18 protein-coding genes and 1 other RNA gene are annotated in these 24,674 nt (G+C 32.8%); 9 read left to right on the top strand and 10 right to left on the bottom strand.

Annotated elements, in window-relative coordinates; all coding sequences use genetic code 11:
- Positions 1–46: 46 nt before the first annotated feature.
- Together ACWA1F_RS19540 and ACWA1F_RS19545 are read left to right on the top strand one after the other, a co-directional pair.
- A complete protein-coding gene (locus tag ACWA1F_RS19540) occupies positions 47–958 on the top strand; it encodes a PorP/SprF family type IX secretion system membrane protein (protein ID WP_456896146.1) in 912 nt (303 codons plus the stop codon).
- Between the two features lie 12 nt (positions 959–970).
- Complete coding sequence (locus ACWA1F_RS19545) at positions 971–2,911, top strand: OmpA family protein (RefSeq protein WP_456896148.1); 1,941 nt, start codon at positions 971–973, stop codon at positions 2,909–2,911.
- 52 nt (positions 2,912–2,963) lie between these two features.
- Here ACWA1F_RS19545 and ACWA1F_RS19550 read toward each other — a convergent pair whose 3' ends face one another.
- The 3 genes from ACWA1F_RS19550 to ACWA1F_RS19560 all read right to left on the bottom strand — a co-directional run bounded on the left by ACWA1F_RS19550 (position 2,964) and on the right by ACWA1F_RS19560 (position 4,950).
- Positions 2,964–3,347: a Rid family hydrolase gene (locus ACWA1F_RS19550; protein WP_456896150.1), complete on the bottom strand. Its 384-nt coding sequence runs from the start codon at positions 3,345–3,347 to the stop codon at positions 2,964–2,966.
- A gap of 177 nt (positions 3,348–3,524) precedes the next feature.
- A complete protein-coding gene (locus tag ACWA1F_RS19555) occupies positions 3,525–4,316 on the bottom strand; it encodes a glucose 1-dehydrogenase (protein ID WP_456896152.1) in 792 nt (263 codons plus the stop codon).
- A 55-nt stretch (positions 4,317–4,371) separates the two neighbouring features.
- The gene (locus ACWA1F_RS19560; RefSeq protein WP_456896154.1) at positions 4,372–4,950 is read right to left on the bottom strand and encodes a TetR/AcrR family transcriptional regulator; all 579 of its coding nucleotides are present in this window, start codon (positions 4,948–4,950) and stop codon (positions 4,372–4,374) included.
- Positions 4,951–5,350: 400 nt separating this feature from the next.
- On the opposite strand from ACWA1F_RS19560, the gene ACWA1F_RS19565 reads away from it, so the two are divergent.
- A complete protein-coding gene (locus tag ACWA1F_RS19565; protein WP_456896155.1) occupies positions 5,351–7,012 on the top strand; it encodes a phospholipase D-like domain-containing protein in 1,662 nt (553 codons plus the stop codon).
- 136 nt (positions 7,013–7,148) lie between these two features.
- Here ACWA1F_RS19565 and ACWA1F_RS19570 read toward each other — a convergent pair whose 3' ends face one another.
- Positions 7,149–8,855 carry a S8 family serine peptidase gene (locus ACWA1F_RS19570; RefSeq protein ID WP_456896157.1) on the bottom strand — a complete coding sequence of 569 codons (1,707 nt, stop codon included), beginning with the start codon at positions 8,853–8,855 and terminating at the stop codon, positions 7,149–7,151.
- 261 nt (positions 8,856–9,116) lie between these two features.
- On the bottom strand, positions 9,117–10,850 hold the full coding sequence (locus ACWA1F_RS19575) for a helix-turn-helix domain-containing protein (protein ID WP_456896159.1): 1,734 nt from the start codon (positions 10,848–10,850) through the stop codon (positions 9,117–9,119).
- 343 nt (positions 10,851–11,193) lie between these two features.
- Here ACWA1F_RS19575 and ACWA1F_RS19580 point away from each other — a divergent pair, with 343 nt between their 5' ends.
- A complete protein-coding gene (locus ACWA1F_RS19580) occupies positions 11,194–12,324 on the top strand; it encodes a hypothetical protein (protein WP_456896161.1) in 1,131 nt (376 codons plus the stop codon).
- Positions 12,325–12,338: 14 nt separating this feature from the next.
- Positions 12,339–12,932 carry a hypothetical protein gene (locus ACWA1F_RS19585; protein ID WP_456896163.1) on the top strand — a complete coding sequence of 198 codons (594 nt, stop codon included), beginning with the start codon at positions 12,339–12,341 and terminating at the stop codon, positions 12,930–12,932.
- Positions 12,933–13,691: 759 nt separating this feature from the next.
- Here ACWA1F_RS19585 and ssrA read toward each other — a convergent pair.
- Together ssrA and ACWA1F_RS19595 are read right to left on the bottom strand one after the other, a co-directional pair.
- Positions 13,692–14,089: a transfer-messenger RNA gene (ssrA, locus tag ACWA1F_RS19590) on the bottom strand.
- 254 nt (positions 14,090–14,343) lie between these two features.
- The gene (locus ACWA1F_RS19595; RefSeq protein WP_306160302.1) at positions 14,344–15,546 is read right to left on the bottom strand and encodes a serine hydrolase domain-containing protein; all 1,203 of its coding nucleotides are present in this window, start codon (positions 15,544–15,546) and stop codon (positions 14,344–14,346) included.
- Between the two features lie 241 nt (positions 15,547–15,787).
- On the opposite strand from ACWA1F_RS19595, the gene ACWA1F_RS19600 reads away from it, so the two are divergent.
- On the top strand, positions 15,788–16,990 hold the full coding sequence (locus tag ACWA1F_RS19600) for an NAD(P)-dependent oxidoreductase (RefSeq protein WP_456896165.1): 1,203 nt from the start codon (positions 15,788–15,790) through the stop codon (positions 16,988–16,990).
- A 79-nt stretch (positions 16,991–17,069) separates the two neighbouring features.
- On the opposite strand, the gene fumC is transcribed toward ACWA1F_RS19600, so the two are convergent.
- Positions 17,070–18,455: a class II fumarate hydratase gene (gene fumC / locus ACWA1F_RS19605; RefSeq protein ID WP_456896167.1), complete on the bottom strand. Its 1,386-nt coding sequence runs from the start codon at positions 18,453–18,455 to the stop codon at positions 17,070–17,072.
- A 344-nt stretch (positions 18,456–18,799) separates the two neighbouring features.
- Here fumC and ACWA1F_RS19610 point away from each other — a divergent pair, with 344 nt between their 5' ends.
- Positions 18,800–18,973, top strand: a complete 174-nt coding sequence (locus ACWA1F_RS19610; protein ID WP_111288649.1) for a hypothetical protein — start codon at positions 18,800–18,802, stop codon at positions 18,971–18,973.
- A gap of 477 nt (positions 18,974–19,450) precedes the next feature.
- Here the strand turns inward: ACWA1F_RS19610 and ACWA1F_RS19615 are convergent, their stop codons facing one another.
- Positions 19,451–21,904 (bottom strand): TonB-dependent receptor, encoded by a 2,454-nt coding sequence (locus tag ACWA1F_RS19615; RefSeq protein WP_456896170.1) that lies wholly within the window; start codon positions 21,902–21,904, stop codon positions 19,451–19,453.
- Positions 21,905–21,992: 88 nt separating this feature from the next.
- Complete coding sequence (gene arsC, locus ACWA1F_RS19620; RefSeq protein ID WP_456896171.1) at positions 21,993–22,337, bottom strand: arsenate reductase (glutaredoxin); 345 nt, start codon at positions 22,335–22,337, stop codon at positions 21,993–21,995.
- A 114-nt stretch (positions 22,338–22,451) separates the two neighbouring features.
- Between arsC and ACWA1F_RS19625 the strand changes: the two genes are divergently transcribed.
- Together ACWA1F_RS19625 and ACWA1F_RS19630 are read left to right on the top strand one after the other, a co-directional pair.
- The gene (locus ACWA1F_RS19625; RefSeq protein WP_456896173.1) at positions 22,452–23,384 is read left to right on the top strand and encodes a CPBP family intramembrane glutamic endopeptidase; all 933 of its coding nucleotides are present in this window, start codon (positions 22,452–22,454) and stop codon (positions 23,382–23,384) included.
- 4 nt (positions 23,385–23,388) lie between these two features.
- A complete protein-coding gene (locus tag ACWA1F_RS19630) occupies positions 23,389–24,432 on the top strand; it encodes an AMP-binding protein (protein WP_456896175.1) in 1,044 nt (347 codons plus the stop codon).
- Positions 24,433–24,674 lie beyond the last annotated feature (242 nt).

Genomic DNA, 24,674 nt, shown 5'->3' on the forward strand with positions numbered 1-24,674 from the left:
ATGGCTTAGCTTTTTATAGCTAAGCCATCATAAAAAGAAAAAATAAATGAGAAAATTAGTCTTCGTTTTTATATTTTTTTCCATTGCGGGTTTTGCACAGCAGGATTCGCAGTTTACCCAATACATGTACAATACCATTAACATCAATCCAGCCTATGCGGGTTCGCGCGGAGCATTGAGTATTTTTGGATTATACAGAACACAATGGGTTGGTCTTGAAGGAGCGCCAGAAACCAGCAGCTTTTCGGTAAATACGCCATTAAGTAACAGTAATCTCGGATTGGGAGTTTCTGTTGTAAATGATAAAATTGGTCCAACAAATGAAAATACTTTCTCTGCCGATTTATCTTATACAGTTCCAGTTTCAGCAACTTCTAAACTTTCTTTTGGTATTAAAGGAACAGCAAATTTGTTTAATCTAGATATTAATAAACTAGATGTAAAAGATCAGGGCGATCCGCAGTTGCAGGATTTAAACAACAAATTTACGCCTAATGTTGGAGCAGGAATTTATTGGCATTCAGACAAAGCTTACGTTGGTTTATCGATTCCTAATTTTATTGAAAGTAATCGATACGATAATGCAGATGTTGCCATTTTCAAAGAAAAAATCAATTATTACTTAATTGCAGGTTATGTATTTAATTTGGATAAGTACGAATATATCAAATTCAAACCTGCTCTTTTGACCAAAATGGTTGAAGGAGCGCCATTGCAAGTTGATCTTTCTGCCAACTTTTTGTTCTATGATAAATTTACGGTTGGAGCCTCTTATAGATGGAGTGCTTCTTTAAGCGCTATGGTTGGATTTCAAATCACAGACGGACTTTTCGCAGGTTATGCTTATGATCGTGAAACAACAAGATTGAACAATTTTAATTCAGGATCGCATGAGATATTTCTTCGATTCGATTTGTTCAATAATTATGACCAAATAACTTCACCAAGATTCTTCTAAATCAATTGAAAGATGAAAATTAAAAATATAGCTGTTGCTGCCTTTCTTTTGCTATCGGCATTAGAAGGAAATGCACAAGTTCAAAAACAGAACAAAGCAGATAAAGAATATGCTCATTTAGCTTATATCGATGCTATTGACACTTATGAAAAGGTTGCCAATAAAGGGTATAAAAATGAGGAAATGTTTCAAAGATTAGGAAATGCCTATTACTTTAATGGCGAATTGGTCAAAGCGGTAAAATGGTATAATGAACTTTTTGAAATGAACAAAGAGCAGGAGCCAGAGTATCTTTATCGTTATGCTCAAACCTTAAAAGCGGTGGGCGAATATGCTAAAGCTGATGAAATTCTAAAAGCTTTTCACAACAAAATAAACAGCGACAAGAGAGGAATTTTATTTGAAAATAATAAAAACTACTTAGAACAGATTAATGTTAATTCTGGAAGATTTGAAATAAAAGAAGCTGGAATCAACTCTACTCAAACCGATTACGGAAGTGCCTTTTTAGATAATAAATTGGTATTTGCTTCTGCAAGAGATACGGGAGGAATTGCCAAAAAGAAATTTAAATGGACCAATAAATCTTTTACCAATTTATACCGTGCAGAATTAGCGCCAGATGGAACGGTTGGAAAACCAGAACGATTCGAAAAGAAAATCAATTCTAAATTTAACGAATCGACTCCTGTTTTTACAAAAGATGGTAAAACAATGTATTTCACCAGAAACAATTTCTTAGGAGGAAAAAGAAAGAGAGACGATCAAAGAAATACGTTGCTTAAATTATATAAAGCAGATTTCGTAAACGGAAAATGGACTAATATAACAGAATTGCCATTTAATAGCGATCAGTATAGCACGGCGCATCCAGCATTAAGCAGCGACGAAAAGAAGCTCTTTTTTGCATCAGATATGCCAGGAACTTTGGGACAGTCTGATTTATACAGCGTGACAATTAATGGTGACAATACTTTTGGCAAACCAGAAAATTTAGGCCCAGAAATCAACACAGAAGGAAGAGAAACTTTTCCGTTTATTTCGGCTGATAACGAATTGTATTTTGCCAGTGACGGAAGACCAGGATTGGGCGGACTGGATGTTTATGTTTCTAAAATGAATTCAGACGGGACTTTTACTGCAGTTCAAAACGTTGGCGCACCTGTAAATGGCAAACAAGACGATTTTGCTTTTATCATTGACAGTAAAACCAGAAATGGATTCTTTTCTTCAAACCGCGAAGGCGGAGTAGGGAATGATGATATTTATAAATTTACTGAAACCCGAAAATTAACTTGCGAACAAACGCTTTCAGGGACAATTGTCGATTCAGAAAATAATGCGCCACTAGAAAATGCCAAAGTGGTTTTATTAGATGAAGAATTTAAAACGATCAACGAAGCAACGACAAATGCAGACGGAACTTATAATTTTAAAGTAGATTGTAATAAGAAATATCATGTTCGAACTATAAAAGAGAATTACGAAACGAAAGAAATTCCTGTTACAACGAAAGAAACTGCTGGAAAAACAGAAGTTGCAGTTCCATTAGAAAAAAGAATTAAGCCAATTGATGTAGGAACCGATTTGGCAAAAACGCTAAATATTCCGATTATCTATTTTGATCTGGATAAATCTACTATCACGAAACAAGCCGCTTTCGAATTAGAAAAAATCATTGCCGTAATGCAGCAATATCCAAAAATGAAAATTGATGTTCGTTCTCATACTGACAGCAGACAAACAGCAAAATACAATTTGGACTTATCAAATAGAAGAGCAAAATCGACTATGCAATGGTTAACCAAAAACGGAATTAACAAAAATAGATTAACAGGAAAAGGATATGGAGAAAGTCAGTTAGTAAATAAATGCGCTGACAACGTTCTTTGTACCGAAGCAGAACATCAATTAAACCGTCGAAGTGAATTTATTATCGTTTCGATGGAATAATAAAAAAAGAGCCTTTTCTACATTTAGAAAAGGCTTTTTTTTGACAATAAAATTAATTTTTCGCTATGATTTTTATTTCTACCATTTGTCCCGGTAAGGCAAGTCCGCTTACTTGTACAATACTGCTGGCAACTCTTTGAGGATCGGGATAAAAAGCAATTCCCATTTTTTTTCTTGCTTGAAAAGCAGACGCCATATCCGTCACATAAATAACTTCTTCTACAATATCATCTGCATTCATCCCGAAATGATCCAAGAGAATTTTAATGTTTTCATACGTTTTTTCAAACTGATCTTCCATGCCAACTGCAAGATTTCCTTCTTTATCGTGGCCCAATTGACCAGAAATCCAAAGCGTATCTCCATTTTTTACTGCTTGTGCATAACCATATTCTTTCTCCCAAGGCATGTTTAATGTTCCTAATTCTTTTTTCATGTTTAGCATAATTAAGGTTTTAAAATTTTGATTCTATTAAAAACCAATCATTACGCCAATTGTGTAAACTGCTTGTTTTTAGAGAACAGTAAGTAAAAGACGAGAATTAGTTTTTACGATATTTCGTAATATTATTAAAGGTTGTCAGATTTTTATAAACCGAACAAACTTCTTAATTTATGAATTACCGTATAAGTTAGATTCTCCTCCGTCAATTGCAATGGTCTGCCCATTTACATACTGGCATTCATCGCTAAGCAAGAAAGCTACAAGGTTCCCCACATCTTCAGGTTTACCTAATTTTCTTGTCGGATTTCTTTGCGCGTATGTTGTTTCAGCTGCTTTTGGGTCAGAAGGATTTACTTGTTTAAAAGCTTCTGCCACCATTGGGGTAAGAATAGCCCCAGGCGCTATTGCATTGGTATATATTCCATCTTTTCCGTATTCTATGGCAGCATTTTTAGTCATACCAGAAACGGCATGTTTACTTGCTACATAAGGCATCTGATTAATAACACCTCTAATTCCTCCAACAGATGCAACATTTACAATTTTACCTCCGCCTTGTTTCTGCATTACAGGTATTACGTATTTAAGTCCGTAATAGACCCCCATAAGATTGATGTCAATTACTTTTTTAAATATCGTAATATCATAGTCAACAATAGATGCCTGTTTTCCTTCAATACCTGCATTATTGTAGAATCCATCGATACGGCCAAATTCACTAACTGTTTGGTCTACATAATTTTTAACTGCCTGTTCATCTGAAACGTCAGCGACAATAGTTATAATTTTTGCATTTGGCGCAACTGATTGTATTTCTGCTTTTGCTTTTTCAAGTGCTTCAGCGTTATAATCTACAATAGAAAGATTAGCTCCTTTTAGTGCTACGGCTTTACTTGCTGCAAGACCTAGTCCCATAGCGGCTCCGGTAATTATAATTGTTTTGTCTTTAAAAATGCTCATAATATATAGTATTAAAATGTATTAATTGAAAAAATATTCATTTAAAAATTAAATTTTAGATCATGCCCCTCCATGCCATATCAAAACAGTCATCAATGAGCTGCTGGGTTAATGGAAACAGTTTTTGAATAATACCAGTAGAGCAGGAGCGTACGGCACCGTCAAAAAAACTGATAAGTATAATGGCATCAACTGCTTTAATGATTCCTTCCTTTTGTCCCTTTTCTATAAGATCATACAGTGGCTTATTCTGTGTTTCATATTCAGCCAGCTGTTTGGAGAAATTTAGCTGTATGTAACTCGACTGCTGGTACTGATCAATAAATACAGTTTCGTCAAAATTCTGTAATCTATAGTTCAGCATATTGATGTAAATCTGTTTAAGCGACTGTCTTATAGGTGTACTAATGTTAAAGTCATGATACATTGCCTGGGTCATTTTGCCCTCTACCGCTGCATATGCCAGCTGAATAACATTTTCTTTATTTTTAAAATAAACATATATTGTTCCTGCAGCAACTCCAGCTGTTTTACTTATACCTGAAATATTAACACTTGCCAATCCATGTTTGCCTGTAAGTGCATATACAGATTTTAAAATTTTCTCTCTTTTATCGGGATCTAAAGGTCTCATAAAGTAAAGTTAAGTGAAAATATATTCATTTAAAAATTTGCATTCAAATTATAACTTTTATTTAAGGAATTATGAAGATGCTTTTTAAGTTGTTTAATATGAGTTTTTTTATCAAGAATCTTTTGTTTAATCCTATTACAATTTTTAAAATTGACTTCTTTTTATATAAATAGAAATATAAATAAATCATTTTCTTATTGTTAAAATATTGGTAATCAATATAAAACAAGTAGAAGTACTCGTTTCTATGTGTTTACTTTTATTTAAAATTGTATAAGTTTTTTCCAAGTTTAAATCATAATAGGCTTGACATTTCATGGTTGGTATATCCTTTACGTTCAGAATTTTTTAGAGTTTAATGTAAACAAAATAATTACCTATAATTAATTCATTTATCATTATGAGAACATCAAATAGTAATGACGGTTTAAAAGTAAATGCTATTGCGGGTACATATGTTGTAACGCTTGGTTTTGATTTGCCTAAAGCAAAATGTACTGGCCTGTTAGGATTTTCAATTTTGCGGACAGATGAAACTGGAAGAGCAAAATTCTTAGAAGGGATGAAATGTTTTGAAGAAACAGATCCGGGTTTTCCAGCAGGGGCATTATACCCATCAAATGAGCATCCTATTCAGATATTTCAGTGGGCAGATTATAGTGCAGAACCTGGAAAAACTTATGTTTATAAAGTTGCTGCATTAAAGGGAACACCGACTAATCTGAAATCTTTTGCAGAGTGTAGCGTTGAAGTTAAAACGGAAAATCCTAAAATAGATAATCAGATAGTATATTTTAATAGAGGTACAGCAGCATCTCAAGAATATATAAGAAGATTTGGAAATCGTGCTCCCGACAAAGTGCCGAATAATATTGCTTTCGAATGGCTATCAAGAGGTTTATATGAGGCATTAGTTGAATTCATTGCTAGTTGTGAGCCAGGCAAACACGCTCTAAGAATTGCTGCATATGAATTTAATTACAAACCTTTATTAGAAGTGATTAAAAAAACTCATGAGAAAGGCGTTGATATAAAAATAGTTTACGATGCTAAAAAAGTGTCACCAGGAAAACGTAATAAGGAATTGGTTTCTACTTATAATTTGGATGCAATAAGTACTCCAAGAACTACTTATCCATCCGGAATTTCTCATAATAAATTTATTGTTAAGTTAGAAAATGATAAACCCATATCAGTATGGACAGGCGGAACAAATTTTTCAGATGGTGGAATTTTTGGACACTCAAATGTTGCGCATGTAGTAAAAGATTCAACTATAGCTGCTTTATTTCTCAAATACTGGAATGCTTTGCAGAATGACTATGAGCATGATAAGTTAGCTTCTGTAGTTGAAGAAATAAGTAGTATACCGCCAACTAATCTTCCTTCAGGAACATCAGTATTATTTAGTCCTAGAAAAAAACTAGATGCTCTAACTTATTATGGAAATCTAGCATTAACTGCAAAAGATGCCTTGTTCATGACCTTTGCTTTTGGAATGAATAAAACATTTAAAGATGTTTATAAGAATTCGCAAGCTGGATTTCGTTTAGCATTATTAGAAAAGAAAACGCGCCCCTATAAAACTAATCAAGAACAAGAACGTATAGCAGAAGAAAACGAAATACAGCAACTTAGAAATTTATCTCAAAATATTTTTGCTGTTGGAAATTTTATTAGAACTAATGATTTTGATGGTTGGGTTAAAGAAAGGCTAACAGGATTAAACACAAATGTAAATTATGTACACAATAAATTTATGCTGATAGATCCTCTTAGTGATGATCCTATCGTAATTGGAGGTTCTGCAAACTTTAGTGATGCTTCTACAATTAAAAACGATGAGAATATGTTACTTGTCAGAGGTAATACCCGAATAGCTGATATTTATTTTGGAGAATTTATGCGTTTGTTTTCACATTTTTCGTTTAGAGAATCTTTACAATGGAGAAAGAATAATGAGCCGCCAAAACCATTACGTACAGATGACTGGTGGAAATCCAGTTTTGGTGATACTCCAAATGCAGCAAAAAGAAAGTATTTTGCTCAGGTTGATTCTTAAAATTTCTATGGAAGAAAAAGCATAAAACAATGTTTCAACTAAAAATATAAAGCCTGTAAACATTGAGTTTTGCAGGTTTTTTTGTTGGAGTTGACGGGATAGATTATAGGAGTTTAAATTTTTTATTTCTTTGGCTTCATTTCTTTTTCTTGCTAACCTTTTCTGCAAGTTGCATTGCATTATAAACATTTAGAACTTTCCCTGATTTAGATAATTCAGAGAATGGAACTTTCTTGTTTTTGGTCCCCGGTAATAAAACTTCTAAATTATATGGAGTTCCAGAATCCATAATAATTTGTTTAACCTGTGTTGCTGTAAGATTTGGGTAATAGGAGCGAATCAATGCTGCCGTTCCGCAAACCATCGGAACAGACAATGAGGTACCAGAGTCAAATTCATATTTATTGTTAGCTGAAGTAGAATATATTTCATCTCCCGGAGCAAATAAGTCTACATTTTGTTTTCCATAATTTGAAAAATCAGATACAAATGTACTGTCGAGTTTATGCGTAACAGATCCTACAATGATCAAATTGGAACAAAATTCTTTGGCATCACCCAGATTTATATCTGTTGGGTAATATATTGTTTTATCAATATCATTTTCAGCATTTCCGGCACTACGGACTAATAACACATCGTGTTTTTCGGCATATATAAGTGCGTCTGCAACCCACTCCTTATGTAAAGAGAAACTATTACTAAAAGACATGTTAATTACCTTTGCACCATTATCTACAGCATAATATATAGCCATGGCTATATCTTTATTATTTTCGTCTGCCATTGCAGCAATATTTAACGGCATGATTTTTACATTTTGTGTAATTCCCTTTATGCCTATATTGTTTTCTCTGTTGGCTCCAATAACCCCTGCCATTTTGGTGCAATGATCCTGAATAGGTCTATGTCCTGATTTGTTATTACTTATATTATTATTGCCATACCCCTTTTCTAAAACGTTAGGATTATCACCAATCAACAAACGTTCATTATAATTTATATTTAGATTTTTATTGATAATGGAATCTAGCTCATTTTGTTTGTTTACAATGTCTTCTAATGTGTTTTGGCCAACTTCAAGGCTAACCATTTTATAGCTAATTAACGCTCCTAAATCCTTGTCATTGTCATCACGTCTTAGTTTGTATCTTTTGTCGTTTATTTTATACTTTTTATATAGACTATCCAATTGCTCATAGGTATAATCTTCCTTAGGGAAAAAATGTTTTAAAGTATCCTGAACTAAGGAATAAGTGGCAACATTATGATCAAGAGATTTTAACCAATTTTTATAAAACTTATTTTCTTCTTCCAGTTCTTTTAATGCTCTGTTATATTCGTTGTAATTAAATAAATTTTTAGGATCAATTTGTGATTCGGTTTTGTCTTTAAATATTGGTTCCCATGCTTGTACAATACGCGTACATTCGTACTTATTCCATACGACATAACCACCGCATTTAGTTCCTATAAAACTCCAGCCATTAATGTCATCAATGTAGCCGTTATTATCGTCATCAATACCATTATTTGGTATTTCTTTGTTATTTGTCCAAAGCTGCCCTTGTAAATCTTCATGATTTATATCTATTTGAGTATCAATTACTGCGACAATGATACTTTTATTTTTAGGTTTCTTTTTATTTATACGGTACCATTTATTTAATGAAATTCCGGGAATCGAATCTTCGAGATAGTCTTTTTGATACCAAGTTTGTAATTCTAAAGGAGTTAATTCTTTTTTAAATAGAATATTTGTATTTGTGGTATTTACTTCTTTTATTGATTTACAACTTATAAAAAAGAAAAAAAATAGAGTTATAGTGCAGAGTGACCTCATTTTATTATTGTGATATTTTAGATTTAAGTGTAGAATTTTGAGAATGTAATTTAGCGGTAATCTTCAGATGATCACCTCGTATTATAGTCTGTATCAAGTATTATTTACTACTCCAATAATTAAGAGAATACTTTTTACTTCAATCTTCATAAATTTTTATTAGAACTGTCACAAATATATAATCCGCAACCTATAGAACAATAGAATAACTTACTATGGTTGTCGGAATTCAGGAATTTCTAGTTTTTTTTTTTAATGCTGTTAGTTAGTTGTTTGTTGCTGTGTTGTTGAATCTAATTCTTTAATAAAATAGGTTGGTTTAATACCTGTTTTTTTATAAAAAGCAGTCGAAAAAGATTCTGCATTGTTAAAACCAAACTCTAAGGCAAGTGCTTGAACAGTATATTTTCTTAGTTTGTTCTTTTCTTGTAATTGATTAATGGCAAACTCAATTCTCAGATCATTTAAATACTGAGTAAATGTTTTTTCTTTGTATACATTAACAATTTTGGATACATATTTACTATTAGTTTCAAATGTACCAGATAATATTTGTACTGTTATATTTGGTGTTAGATATCCTTTTTGTTTTTCAAATTGGTTTAGTTTTTCCAAAATTTGATTTACCACTTCTTCAGCTATACCAATCTCCTCAAGTTTATTGCGATCAATTTTGTGTTCATCCTCATTTATAAGTTTTTTGCTTTCGGTATTATTTGTTTCTCCGATTAATTTTTCAAATCTTAATCTGTATTGTTTTTTTGTACGATATTGATGAAATGCAAAGCCGCCTATGCCGAGAGTTGACAAAAACAAAAATCCAAGCCCCCATCGGTTTTTTATTTTATCACTATTTAGCGAATTAATTAGATTTTCTTTTTCAGAAATTAAACGTGGTGTATCATATTCTTTATAAACTAACTTATTTAATTCCCGATAATTTTTCTGTAAAATACTATCTATAGTCATATAAATAGTGATATATTTTAATTGTTCTTCTTGTTCTCCTAAGTTTTTGTAATAATTAATCAAGTAAGGGTAGCCATCTACAAACTCCTTATTAATTTCTTTTGTGACTTTGTAAATAGAATCTACTTTAATAAAATTTTCAGCTGCTTTTTCTTTTTTACCCAATCCATCATACGCTTTTCCTAAATAATAATATGCTGCAAGCTCATTGCCAGTATTTTTATAAGCAATCATTTTTGGCAATGATTTATTAATACTATCGAGCGCTGCATTATAATTCTTTTTCAATACTTGATTAGCTCCCTCATTCAAAACAAAAAGATATTTGAAAAGTTCATTTTTTGTTATAGAAGACTCTTTGTATCCTAACTTATTATAAAAAGAAGTTGAATCTGTATTATGTAAAGATTTAAAACAATCTGCAATTCCAAAGATGATACTTTGATAATCGTCAGCACATTTTCCTGTTCTAAAATCTTTGGTTCTGTAATAACTATAGCATTCCTTATAAATTTCTAATGCTTCATCGTATTCTTCTAAGTTTTCAGATTTTGCGGTACCCACATATTCTCTTACCACATAATAATAGTCTAAATTAGTCTGAAGTGCCACTTTTTCTGCTTTGTTGTAATTAAGCATTGCTTCTTTAAACTTAAATTGAGACTTCAGTAAATCGGCTTTTTCACAATAAGCAGCTGCTGGGAAAAATTTATCTTTAGATCCTTCTGAATATTTGATGACACTATCGAGATATTGAATTGCTTTATTTCTATCGGATTGATAGTAAAATAGTGCAATTTGATAATTAGCCCTAGCTTTTCGAATATTACTATTCTCTTTTGTTGCTTTTGCCATGTAGGCATTAGTGTATATAATTTGTTTTTTTGGATTGCCTACGTTTTTAAAATACAAATCGTGCAATTGATCATAAGACAATGCTTTAAGGTCTTTTTTTGGAGTCTGAGCGACTACAAAAATAGGAAGTAGTAGAAAATATAAGATTTTGATAAGTTTATGCAGAATCACGAGTAAGCTTTCTTACAAAAATAGGATATATTCAACGAATTATATGAGTAAACAGGTTATTTTTATGCGTGTCTGTAAAACACTGGTTGTTAGTGTTTTGTGTGTTTATTTTTGCAGGATTCCTGAATTCAATATCGATATTCCTGAATTTCGATAGGCAACATTTGTGGACAGAGATCTGTTTATCTAGTTTTGGTTTCAGAAAAATGAGACAATTCTTATATAAGACGTCGCCACAAGAATTATCTTATTGTTCTAATCGTAATTGGCCAATTACAAGAAGTATTTAAACAAGTACGAGAAATTGAATCTAATTAGCTTGCAATAAATAACTAATATTGAGATGAGAAAAATTACAGAATTACTTAAATTTTTATTGTTTGTAATTGTTTTATTAACAATTACAAATTGTGCTCCAACAGAGATTGATGACGATTTAGGCGGTCAATCTACAGCTGAAGCTAAACTTTGGTTTGAAAATCATAAAAGGGATTATGATGCTACTATTCTTAATTATATAGAAAATTTAGAATGGGAAAGCGCTATCGTGTCGGATGATAAAATAGTCGAAGTACCTTTTACGCTTAATGACAATCTAAAAACTTCAAATGAAAATGCGACATTGCACAATGATAATCATCGGTTGGTTTTTGTGAAAGACGGTCAGCAAAATTTTAAAACATTTTACATCCAAATTTTCTCGGATGATGAGAATTCCAGCAGTTTAGGTAAAAGTTCCACTTATTACGATGCTCCAAATAATTTTAGCGGTAAGATTTTTATGCAGGACTTAAATACGAGTATTGTTACTTCATTACAATATAAAGGAGGCAAAAAAGTTCAGTCAGGTACAACTGGTAAATGGCGTGAAGAAACTTACGATTGTACATTTTTAGGGTATTGGGGCGAAGGAGGAACTTTTCATCCAATAAAATTACTATATTGCGAAGGCGGAAGTGATGAGCCACCATCAGGGGGACCAACTACTGGCGGCGGCGGCGGTGGAAGCTCTACTCCATCAACACCAACGGTAGATGATGATATTATACCTAGCTGTGAAAGCTTTAATTTTAGAAACGAAGGCTCACTTTGGCAAGTTGCAATGGTGAAAAATATTAGTTTTAGAGTGATAGGGGTAAGTCCTACTGGGGTTCGAGTGACACACGTGGTTAGTTATCCACAAGCAATATATTTTGGCACGCCTACAAATATAAAAATAGGCAATACAAATATATCTGCTGGGAATGCGGCAAATGTCTCAGCTAAAGTTCTTCAAGATACCATGCAAGAAGTTATAGATAAGTATGGAGGAACAGATGTATCTGATTTAGTGCTTGACCAATATTTTAGGCAGAGACTAACCAATAATTATCCACTTTCTATACCAGGTGCAAGAGTGAATTTTAATTCAACATCTAGTGTCCCTTCTACTGAGTATCAAACAAATGCTTTTTTTCGTGGAGATTGTAATTAAATAATGAAATTAATATGATTGATAAGGTTTTAAAGAATTTGATATATTTAATTTATCCTCGAAATATATGTGCTTATAAAGAAAAAAATAAATATTTCAATAGCGAAGAATATAAGAGGCTAAATCAAATAATAAATGAATTCGACAATGAAGAAGGAAAGGTTTTTAGAAATTCCATTCTTAAAAAATTTGAAAACGATAAGACTTTACAAAAAATTACTGACTTCACATTGTTTAGTATTGGAGATAGATGTATGACTTTTAATGTTACTGTACTTGAAAAAAGAGAGTTGTATACCATATCACTGTTTTTAAGCGTAATATTGCCTTACTACGTTGTTGAAGTTAAAAAAAATAAAATTGAGCTTTATTTTTCTGAGTCTGAAATTACTAATTTAGAAAATGATAACACTGAAGAAAGAAGTATGCAAGATTTAGTTTTAGAAATTGAAACCGTAATTGAGGATGAATTTCTGTTTAAAAAATTTCCTAATGAATTGATTAACTATGTTGTTGATGATATTAGTTTTCAAGATTCAGAATTTGGTTATTTCACGATGTATAATGCTTTTTTTAATAATGTAATAATAAAAAAAAATGAAAGTTAAATTTTTAATATTTCTTGCAATTTGTATTTTATTGTTGATTTTCTTCTTCTTCGTAGAGTTTAATTTTAATTTTTGTATTTCAGATACGTATTACGTAGTGAGCTATTTTTTTCCTGTTTTGCTAATTTTAATAATTGGGAGTATAGTATATTTTTTCAAACTGATTAAGTATAAAGGAAATAGTCATTAATTAAAACAAGAAGCCTTGAGAAAATGGAAAAATGATTCAGATAAAAGATTACCTATGTAAAAAAAATGGAACAAAATGTAATTGAGGATTTTAATTATATATTATTGATTTTACAGATATTAAATGTTGTATTTTGGATTGTGCTAATTTATTCTCTCTATAAAATTTTAAAGAGAAAAAAGTAAAAATCTTTAAGATTGGAATTTTATATAATACCTATAGACACTTCTATAGGTATTTTTTTTGATTTTTAATCATTATTGCGCACCGTTTGAGTACGACTGTGAATGCTGAAAAAAGATTTGTTAAGGGAAATAGTGCAATAATAGGATCCGGTACTCAAAGTTTAGTGTAATTATTGTATTCTCAGGGTTTCTTTTTTACTAAGTCTGATTTTACTGTGGGTTTAATATAAAAAAAGCTATAAACGAAAAAAATAGTTTTTTAGTATGGTATGGATGAAAAAGAAGATATAGAGATGATACGAAAATTAGCTTAGTTCCTTAAAAGCTTTAAAAATTATCAACCAAAAAACAAAAAGCCTGTAAACAAATAGTTTACAGGCTTTTTTGTGGAGTCGCCGGGAATCGAACCCGGGTCCAAACAAGCAACTAAAGAGCTTTCTACACGTTTATTTCCTGATTAGATTTTCGATGTTGAGCTAGGCCAGAAACAACCACCCAACACTTATCTTCTTAAATTTCGAAATCCACCCGAAGCTCATGGAAATCTAGGTTTATTTTTACGGTTCCCCTGAACGGAACGCCACAAACCAAGGCTTTCCAGGAGAATCCAGCTTCTCTACCTTGTAGAGACGTGGCGCAATCTTACTATGATTCGGATTATGCAGCTAAAGCGTAATTATTTTCGCCGTGTAAAAGTGTGAGATCTTATATTTACGAGCAAGGTCTCAATGCTCGACGTGCTTACTGTTCAATTCGACTTGCTGTCAAAACCAGTCGACCCCAAAAAATAAGTCTGCAAATTTAGAGTATTTGAAATTACTTTCTGCTAAAAATTTCAGAAAAATTAATGTAGTTTTTAAAGTCCTTAATTCTTAGTCCAAAGTTGAAAACGTAAAGTTTTAAAGATCAGTGCTTAAATTGTTTTTGCTTTTTTTTACTCAGTTTATGTAATCTAAAAGAACATAGTGGCAAAAGCTCTAAGACTTTCACTAAGGACTATGGACTTTAAGACTAACAACTTAACAAGACAACAATCTTACTCCTCGTCTTTAAAATTAAACGGATAATCTCCAAAGACTGGAGCTAATTTACGCACTGCATAAGTATTTCTCGTCATTTTGTTTGAAAGAGCTATAATTGTAACTCCTTCTTTCATCAAAGTAATGTAAGATGAGGTATTTCCGTGCCACCAACCGTTATGAAAATAGAAATTCTGTCCCGTTTCCCAGTTAATCATCCTAATTCCAAGACCATAATTCTTAGTTCCTTTACGTTCGTTGCTATAACCCACATAAACCTGTTTTAACAATTCAGGTTTTAAAAATTTAGGAGATTGTCTCGCTCTGTCAAACTTTAAAAGATCTCTAGCAGTAGAGAAAATATTTTTGTCTCCGTAAACATTGTCTAAATAATCAAAACCAATTTCAACACCGTTTCCTTTGTATGATGGTACAATTTTCTTTCTGTCTTTATCATCATCAAAAACGTAGGTGTTTTTCATGCCAAGAGGTTTGAAAATCATTTCAGACATAGCTTCTTTATAACTTAGACCAGTAATTTTTTCGATAATAAGCGCCAGCATTGCATAATTGGTATTGCAATAACTGAAGCGAGTTCCTACTCGAGATTCAAGACCGACATCTTTTGTTGCCAGAATATCCAAAATGTCTTTATTGGTCAATTGGTTATGTCTGTCCCAAACTGATTTATCGCGGTCGGTAAAATAAGCATAGTTGCGCATTCCTGTACGATGATCTAATAGCATTCTGATGGTACATTCTTCGTATGGAAAAGTTTTTAGAATCGTATTTACTTTTTGATCCAATTCTATTTTACCTGCATTTACCAGTTTTAAAACTGCTGTTGCTGTCAAAACTTTACTTACCGAGGCAATTTGTACAGGAGTTTCGGGCGTTATTTTGGTTCCTTCATTTTTATTGGCAAAACCATTATAGCGTTCAAATAAAATCTGTCCATTTTTGGCCACTAAGAAGCTTCCATTCATGGTATTATTAGGCCAGTTTTTATTGTAAAAGTGATTTATTCTGCCGACAACGGAATTTTTATAAGCCTGAGAAACTTTTGGTTCTGCTCCTAACGGCTTCATTCTAGGTAATGTATCTTCGACTTCTGGAGTAGTATCTGTTTGTGTTTTTTTGTTTTGACCGCAAGAACTTAAAACTAGTATAGAAAAAAGTATTTGTGGTATCTTTGTTTTTTTAAGGAAAATCATTTGCATCGTTCTTTAAAAACAAATATATCGAATTCAATTTTGTTGTATTCTTAATTCTGAGGCTTAAAATTGTGTTTTTTAACATAATTTTAAGAATGTAAAATTTTATTGCTTTGTTTTTCAGCTTATAACGGTTTTGAAGCATTCTAAATAGAATTTTTAAAACAAAATTTTAACTAAATTTGTTATATTTGAAACAAATACTGTTTGAAAAGTTATATTTTAAAATATTAAAAAATCAGTTTACATGAAATTTGGAATCATAAAAGAAAGAAAAAACCCGCCGGATAGAAGAGTTGTATTCTCACCAAATGAATTGACAAAATTAAAACAGCTTTATCACGACGCTTCTGTAAAAGTGGAAAGTTCTGATATAAGAATCTTTTCTGATGATGATTATAAAAATATGGGAATCACCGTTGCAGATGATGTATCGGATTGTGATGTTTTGTTTGGCGTAAAAGAAGTTCCTGTAGAAAATCTGATTCCGAATAAATCTTATTTCTTTTTTTCTCATACTATTAAAAAACAGCCTCATAATCGAAAATTACTTCAGGCCATTTTAGAAAAAAACATTGATTTGTACGATCACGAAACCATTGTTGACGAACACGACCGCCGTTTAATCGGTTTTGGAAAATATGCTGGAATGGTGGGAGTCTATAACGGAATTCGAGCTTTCGGAATTAAATTCGAATTGTTTAAACTTCCAAAAGCAGAAACACTTTCTGGAAAAGAAGAATTGATTAAGCATTTGAAACGCATCACAATGCCAGCCCTAAAATTTGTAGTTACCGGAACTGGAAAGGTTGGGAGCGGAGCAAAAGAAATTCTGGATGCTATAAAAGTGAAGGAAATTACAATAGATAATTACTTGACCAAAAAATATGCTCAAGCGGTTTATGTACAGTTGGATGTTTTAGAATACAACAAAAGAAAAGACGGACAGGTCTTGGATTTTGTAGATTTTGTGAATCAACCCGAAGAGTACGAATCTGATTTTGAAAGATTCACCAAAGTATCTGATATTTATTTTGCAGGGCATTTTCATGCAAATAAGGCACCGATGATTTTAACAAAAGAAATGTTGAATGCTAGTGATTGTAAATTGAAAGTTGTAGCCGATATTTCTTGTGATGTTAATGGTCCAATTGCTTGTACAGTCCGTTCTTCAACTATTGCAGAACCTTTATATGGTTATTTTCCTTTAGAAGACAAAGAAGTTGATTTTTTTCACCCAGCAGCAGTTGCGGTAATGGCTGTGGATAATCTGCCATGCGAAATTCCGAAAGATGCCAGCGAAGGTTTTGGAGAACAATTTATGGAACATGTTATTCCCGCGTTCTTCAACGGCGATAAAGACGGAATTTTAAAACGCGCCAAAATAACAGAAAACGGAAAACTAACCCCAAGATTCGGCTATCTTCAGGATTATGTAGATGGCATATAAGGTCCTAAGGAACTAAGGTGCTAAGCTTCTAAGTTTTTGGTCTTAGAAGCTTAGTAGCTTAGTAGCTTAGCAACTTAAACTAAACCATATCTTCGGGTTTCACCCAAGCATCAAAATCTTCTGGTGTTACATAGCCCAAACGAACAGCTTCTTCTTTAAGAGTTGTTCCGTTTTTGTGAGCAGTTTGAGCGATTTCTGCAGCTTTGTAATATCCAATTTTAGTATTTAAAGCGGTAACCAGCATTAGAGAATTGTCTACTAATTCTTTGATTCTTTTATGATTTGGTTCAATTCCTTGTGCGCAATGTTCGTCAAAAGAAACACAAGCATCGCCTAATAATTGTGCAGACTGTAAAAAGTTAGCTGCCATTACCGGTTTAAAAACATTCAATTCATAATGTCCTTGCATTCCGCCAACAGCAATAGCCATATCGTTTCCTATCACTTGTGCGCAAACCATTGTTAAAGCTTCGCATTGCGTCGGATTTACTTTTCCTGGCATGATAGAAGAGCCAGGTTCGTTTTCAGGAATATGAATTTCGCCAATTCCAGATCTTGGTCCAGATGCCAGCATTCTGACATCATTGGCAATTTTATTCAATGAAACAGCCAATTGTTTCAAAGCTCCGTGCGTTTCTACAATCGCATCGTGTGCAGCAAGTGCTTCAAACTTGTTTTCTGCTGTTACAAAAGGATGATTGGTAAATTGAGCAATATATGCAGCCACTTTTACATCATAGCCTTTTGGCGTGTTTAATCCCGTTCCAACAGCCGTTCCTCCAAGAGCAATTTCAGATAAATGAGCTAAAGTATTTTTTAAGGCTTTTAAACCGAAGGCTAATTGAGCGGCGTATCCAGAAATTTCTTGACCTAAAGTTAAAGGTGTGGCATCCATTAAGTGTGTGCGGCCGATTTTTACCACGTCTTTGTATTCGGCTGCTTTTTTTGATAATGTAGCATGAAGTTTTTCTACGCCAGGAATTGTAGTTTCTACAACCATTTTATAGGCTGCGATGTGCATTCCGGTTGGGAAAGTATCGTTTGACGATTGTGATTTGTTTACATCGTCATTGGCTTTGATAAATTGTTCGCCTTCGCCAATTTTAAAACCTTTAAGAACCTGAGCGCGGTTAGCGATTACTTCGTTAACATTCATATTACTTTGCGTTCCAGAACCTGTTTGCCAGATTACCAGCGGAAACTGATCGTCTAGTTTTCCTTCTAGAATTTCGTCGCAAACTGCAGCAATCGCATCTCTTTTTTCGATTGGCAAAACGCCTAAATCATAATTGGCATACGCTGCTGCTTTTTTTAGATAGGCAAATCCTTCAACAATTTCTTTAGGCATGGATCCCGATGGTCCAATTTTGAAGTTGTTTCTAGAACGTTCTGTTTGTGCACCCCAATATTTATCGGCTGGGACTTGTACTTCGCCCATAGTGTCTTTTTCTATTCTGTATTCCATTATGTTGTTTGTAAAAAGTTATATGTAAAATGTGAAATGTTTCTTGGAACTTAAAAAATGAAACTTCTTTTGAAAATGAGTGCCCTAGCCCTGATGGGAGCGGCATCCTTTTTGTTTTTTCTTTAAAACAAAAAGATACAGCGGACAGCAGGAAATAGCTCCTGAAAATTATTATGTTTTCTTAAACTCCATATTTTAAAAGGCTTTCGGCTTCAAAAAATCCTTATTTAAAATGAGTATAAATATACGGATAAATGTTATTTAACGAAAATTGATTTAGATTTTATTGCTGAGAAAAAATATAAGCCCTACATTTGTCGTAACATTCAAAAATTCCGGAAAACATGTTTGAATTTTCACAGTACTTAGGTTTTTTACTTTTCTTAACCATACTAACTATAGGGTTTTGGTTAATGTTTTTCTTAGTTGGTTTCGTATCTTACTGGGTTACGGGAGCAAGCTGGGAAATGATTAAAGAAAAAAGAGCCAGAAAAAGACAAGAAGAACAATCTATTTAATTTTAGATTGATGTCATAAAAAAAGAACCCATTGGGTTCTTTTTTTTTATCTGCAAATCTGCGATTTTGGATAAAAAAAGAAAAATTCCAAAATTTTAGAAATTCCAAATTCCAAATATTGCGTATTAAACCCGACAGGTTTTTAAAACCTGTCGGGTTTCGTTATAAATACAAAAAATCCAAATTCCAATTGTTTTGAGTTTAGAACTTTGTCAAAGTTTTAAACTTTGACAAAGTTGGGCAGTGTTTAGAAAACTAGAAATTAAGATTTTAATAATCAGATTTGGAATTCCAATACTGAATTCCAAATTGGAGTATTAAACCTGACAGGTTTTTAAAACCTGTCAGGTTTCTGGATGAATCAAAAGTTCTAATTTTAATATTATCCAATAAAAAAAATCCAAATTCCAACAGTAAAAATTGGAATTTGGATTTTAATTTTTGGAATTTCACTCCAGTATTGGAATTTAAAAAAGTTTATCCTGGAAATTCTCCGCCGCCTTCGCCGCCGCCGTCATTGTTTTTAGGCATGTTTTTATCTCTTTCTCCTTTTGGTTTGTTGAAACGGTAAGTGAAAGATAAATTAAACTGACGTTTACGGAATTGGAATTCGCTATACGAACTTACATTGTCTAGATAGGTGTAAGATCTCATTTTTCTTGAATTGAAAACGTCGCTAATGTTAAAAGCAATTGTTGCTTTGTCTTTTAAAACGTCTTTACTGAAAGCAGTGTTCATTCCGAATTGGCCTAAGTTTTTACCTTGCGCTGTTTTTTGCTCTCCGTTGTACATTGCAGTCAATTGCCAATCAATTTTGTATGGTAATGTAACTTTAGAGTTCACTCTTGCAAACCAAGAATTAGCCTGGTTATCTAAATTCTGAACGACTACATTTCCTTGTGTGTCTGTATAGCTATTTTCTCCGGTAGTTTTTACATTAAAGAAGTTAAAGTTACTGTTCAGTTTCCACCATTTGTATGGAGTATAATTGAATGTAAATTCGAAACCAAATTTTTGCTCTTTTCCTAAATTGATAGGCGAACTTTTAATTACAGGAATTCCGTTCACTTCGTCTCCTGTAGGAGAACGTACAAAGCTGAAGACATCTTTTGTGTCTTCAAAATAAGCTGATGTATTAAAAGTTACTTTATCCCATCTTTTGATATAACCAATGTCATATTTGTCTGTCAAAGAAGGATCTAAATCTGGATTTCCTTGAAAGATATTAATGTTACTTGCGTAGTTTACAGCAGGATTCATAAAACGTCCTCTTGGTCGAGATAAACGTTTACTGTAGCTTGCCGAGAAGTTGCTTTGGTCTGAGATTTCGTAACTAATAAAAGCACTTGGAAATAAGTTGTTGTATTTTTTAGTATTGAAATCGCTGTTATCTAATAGATTAACTTGAATGTTTGTGTCTTCCCATCTTAATCCAAATAAATAAGAGAATTTATTTTTCTTGAAGCCATATTGCGTGTAAAGCGCGTTGATGTTTTCTTTATACTCTAAAGTATTAGATAAATTAGGATTTACGGTTCCAGCGTCGTCAGTTACATTATAAACATTGTTTAAGTCTCCAAAACTTCCTTTGTATCCCGCTTCAAATTGGCTTCCTTCTCCTAAAGGCAATACATAATCTGCTTGAAAAAGAACTTGTTTCTGAATTTGATCATTTAACGTTGTGTCAAATCTTGGTGAATCTTCAATTCTGCTATTGCTGTCGTCTGTATTTCTTGAAATAGAAAAGTCAGCAGTAAGTTTATGTCCCTTGTCGTTGAAATTTTTAATTAAGTTTGAAGTAAACTCAACATTTTCGCTGCCCGTGTCTGCGTTGTTTAAACGGTAGGTTGTTCCTGTATAATTACCACTCGCATCATAATTATAATAATTAATCAAATCTCGGTCGTCACCATTATTTTTTTGGTAATTGATGGCGTTTGTCCAGAAAGTTGTTGGAGTAAGAGTCCATTCAACACCGGCTCTTCCGTTAAATCCGTTTCTAACACGTTTGGTATCACGAGTTTCGTCTAAGAAGCTTGTTGTGTTTCCGTTTGTGTCAAAATACTCAGAATTTGTTTTACCAGCTCCTTCGTTTGTTCTGTAATTGTATCCAGCTGTTGTGAAGTAATTTAATTTCTCTGTTTTATAATTTAAATTACCACTTAAACCATATGTTTCAGGCAAACCTGTCGAAGCGATTAAGGTTCCGTTAAAACCTTGGTTTTTACCTTTTTTAAGAACAATATTGATGATTCCAGATCCTCCTTCCGCATCATAGCGCGCAGATGGATTGGTAATAACTTCTACTTTGTCAATTGCATCAGCAGGAAGTTGTCTCAACGCTTCGGCTACGTTAATCGCTTGCGAAGGTCTTCCGTCAATTAAAATACGAATGTTATCGCTTCCTCTTAAACTTACATTTCCTTCAGTATCTACAGAAACAGATGGCACGTTATCTAAAACATCGCTCACGCTTCCGCCTTTTACTATCATGTCCTGACCAACGTTGTAGACTTTTTTGTCCAGTTTGATCTCAACAGTCGATTTTTCGGCACGAACTACAACTTCGTTTAATTGCGCCGCATCTTCAGATAAATTTACAACACCTAAATTGGTATCGTCTTGAATACTTTTTCCTTTTATTTCAGTTGATTTAAACGAAATAAATTCGACTTTTATATCGTAAGTTCCAGGTGCAACAGCAACTTCGAATTCTCCTTTTGGGTTTGTAATACCTCCAGCAACCACTTTTGTGTCATTTGGGGCAGTAATCGAAATAGTAGCATATTCTAAAGGTTGTTTGCTTATTTTCTCGAAAACTTTTCCGGTGACTTTTACTTTGTTTTTGCCGCCTGGGCTTCCTTGTTGAGAGTAATTGTAAAAACTTGTCAACAAGAATACAAGCAATACAGCAAATTTGATTTTTTTCATTTTCTGGTTTTTCTTTCTTTAGACGGCAAATGTAGTTTTTGGTTTAAAGAGAGAAATCACAAAAAAATGTTAATAGGATATTTTAGAATCAATCTAAAAAAGAAGCTACCAATTCTGGATCTCGTCCAATTATAGCTTTTCCGTCTTTTACAACAATCGGACGCTCGATTAAAATCGGATTTTCAACCATTGCGTTAATGATCTCATCATCACTCAAAGTTTTGCCTTTAAAATTTTCGATCCAGATTTTTTCTTTGATTCTGATAAGCTGAATTGGTGCAAGATTTAACTGGCCTAATAATGTTTTTAGCTGTTCAAAAGTTGGTGTTTCGGTCAAGTAAGGAATAATTTCAAAATCTTGTTTCGATTCTTCAATAAAAGCAAGACAGTTTCTCGATTTTCCGCATCTCGGATTATGGTAAATTTGTATCATTTTGTTATATTTAGGTGTTTCAAATTTTTGTAAGATAAAAAGGGGTATTTTCGCATACCAAAAGTAAGATTAACTTATCGAATTTGAATTCTCATTTTTTAAAATTTTAAATTTATGTTTTTAGAACAAGGAATTAAACCTGAAAATAAATTTTGGAAATATCTTTTAGGTTCTGTCTTTATTATTTCAGCGTCTTTTGTCGGGCAAATTCCAATTACTGCAGCTGTATTTTACAAAACATATATGGAACATGTTGCTTTTCCAACTACGAATGAAGGCATTATGAAAATGTTTGAATCGAATACGACTCTTTTTCTGGTAATGATTTCCTTTATTTTTGCCTTTGCGGGAATTTATTTTGTTGTAAAATTTATTCATCATCAAACATTATTGTCAATTACCACTTCTAGACCTAAAGTGGATTGGAAACGAATTTGGTTTTCGTTCTTTCTATGGGCCTTTTTTTCAGTGCTTAGCTTTCTATTTGTGTATTTAAGAGCTCCAGAGCAATTTGTATTGCAGTTCAAATTGGTACCGTTTTTAATATTAGCTGTTTTAGGATGTGTTTTAATTCCGATTCAAACGAGTACAGAAGAATATATTTTTAGAGGCTATCTTATGCAGGGATTTGCCAATTTGGCTCGAAACAGATGGTTTCCGTTGCTAATGACTTCTCTTATATTTGGTTCGATGCATTGGACCAATCCTGAGGTTGCCAAAATGGGAAATATTATCATGATTTATTATATAGGAACCGGATTGTTTTTAGGTGTAATTACCTTGATGGATGAAGGAATGGAACTGGCACTTGGATTTCATGCTGCAAACAATCTTGTCGGAGCGCTATTGGTTACCTCAGATTGGACGGTTTTTCAGACCAATTCTATATTTAAAGATCTTTCAGAACCTTCGGCAGGAATAGATGTAATTCTGCCTGTTGTTGTTATTTATCCTATTCTGCTTTTTATTTTCAGTAAAAAATATGGCTGGACAAATTGGAAAGAGAAACTAACAGGAAATATTACTAATGTCGAATTAAAAGCTTAAGAATATGCTAAACTTAACTCAAAATAAAGTTCACAATTATTTTAAATTAAATGGTTATCATTTAAATGCAAAAGATGTGTGTCAAGTTGCTTACAGTTATGTAAAAGAAGGTGATGCTTATGAAAGAGCAATCGGGGAATTCTTTTTGGATTGGTTTGATAAAAAGGATTATATCGAAATGACTACTTCTGGAACTACTGGCCTTCCAAAATTAGTCAGATTGAAAAAACAAGCCATGATACAGTCGGCACTGGCAACAGGCGATTTCTTTGATCTAAAACCTGGAGATAAAGCTTTATTGTGCCTTCCGACCCAGTTTATTGCAGGAAAAATGATGCTCGTAAGAAGTTTGATTTTAGGATTAGAATTGGATGTTGTTTCACCAAGTCTTCATCCGTTAGAATTAAATAAAACGACTTACGATTTTGTAGCAATGGTGCCGCTACAAGTTCAAAATTCAATCGAAAAACTTTCTAAAGTGCGTAAGCTGATTATTGGAGGCGCTAAATTAGATTCGGCTTTTGAAGAAAAATTATTGCCGCTTAAAACAGAAATTTATGAAACGTATGGAATGACCGAAACTATTACGCATATTGCGGCGAAACGTTTGGGTGATTCGGTTTTCTCTATTCTTCCGAACGTGAAAATAAGTCAAGATGATCGTCAATGCTTGGTTATTCATGTTGCTACAATTTCAGACGAACCAATTGTGACCAATGATTTGGTCGAATTGCTAAATGAGCAGCAGTTTAAGTTTTTAGGTCGAATTGATAACGTAATCAATAGTGGAGGAGTGAAACTGATTCCAGAACAGATTGAAGCTAAACTGATTGGAAAAATCGCGAACAGATTTTTTGTGACGGGACTTCCAGATACCACTTTAGGAGAAAAATTGGTTTTGGTTATCGAAGGAGAAAAACAAGAATTCGAACCTGATTTCTTTGATGTTTTAGGGAAGTATGAAAAACCAAAAGAAATTGTTTTTGTGTCAAAATTCAAAGAAAATGAGAATGGCAAACTACTGAGAAAAGCGACTGTTGCTATTTAAAATTCCAAATTAGAAATTCCAAATTCCAATGCTCCGCGTTTAAAACTTTGACAAAGTTGAGCTGTAAGGAAATTTCAATATCAAAATTCTAAAGCTAAAGTTTTAGCAATTTTGTCATTTCGACGTAAGGAGAAATCTTCACGAGAAGCTCGACAAAGATTGGCTTATTGGAGCGGAGCTACTTACGAAGATTTCTCCTTACGTCGAAATTGACAAAACAATGCATAAAAAATCCCAAATTT

The organism is Flavobacterium erigeronis (genome assembly GCF_054075165.1).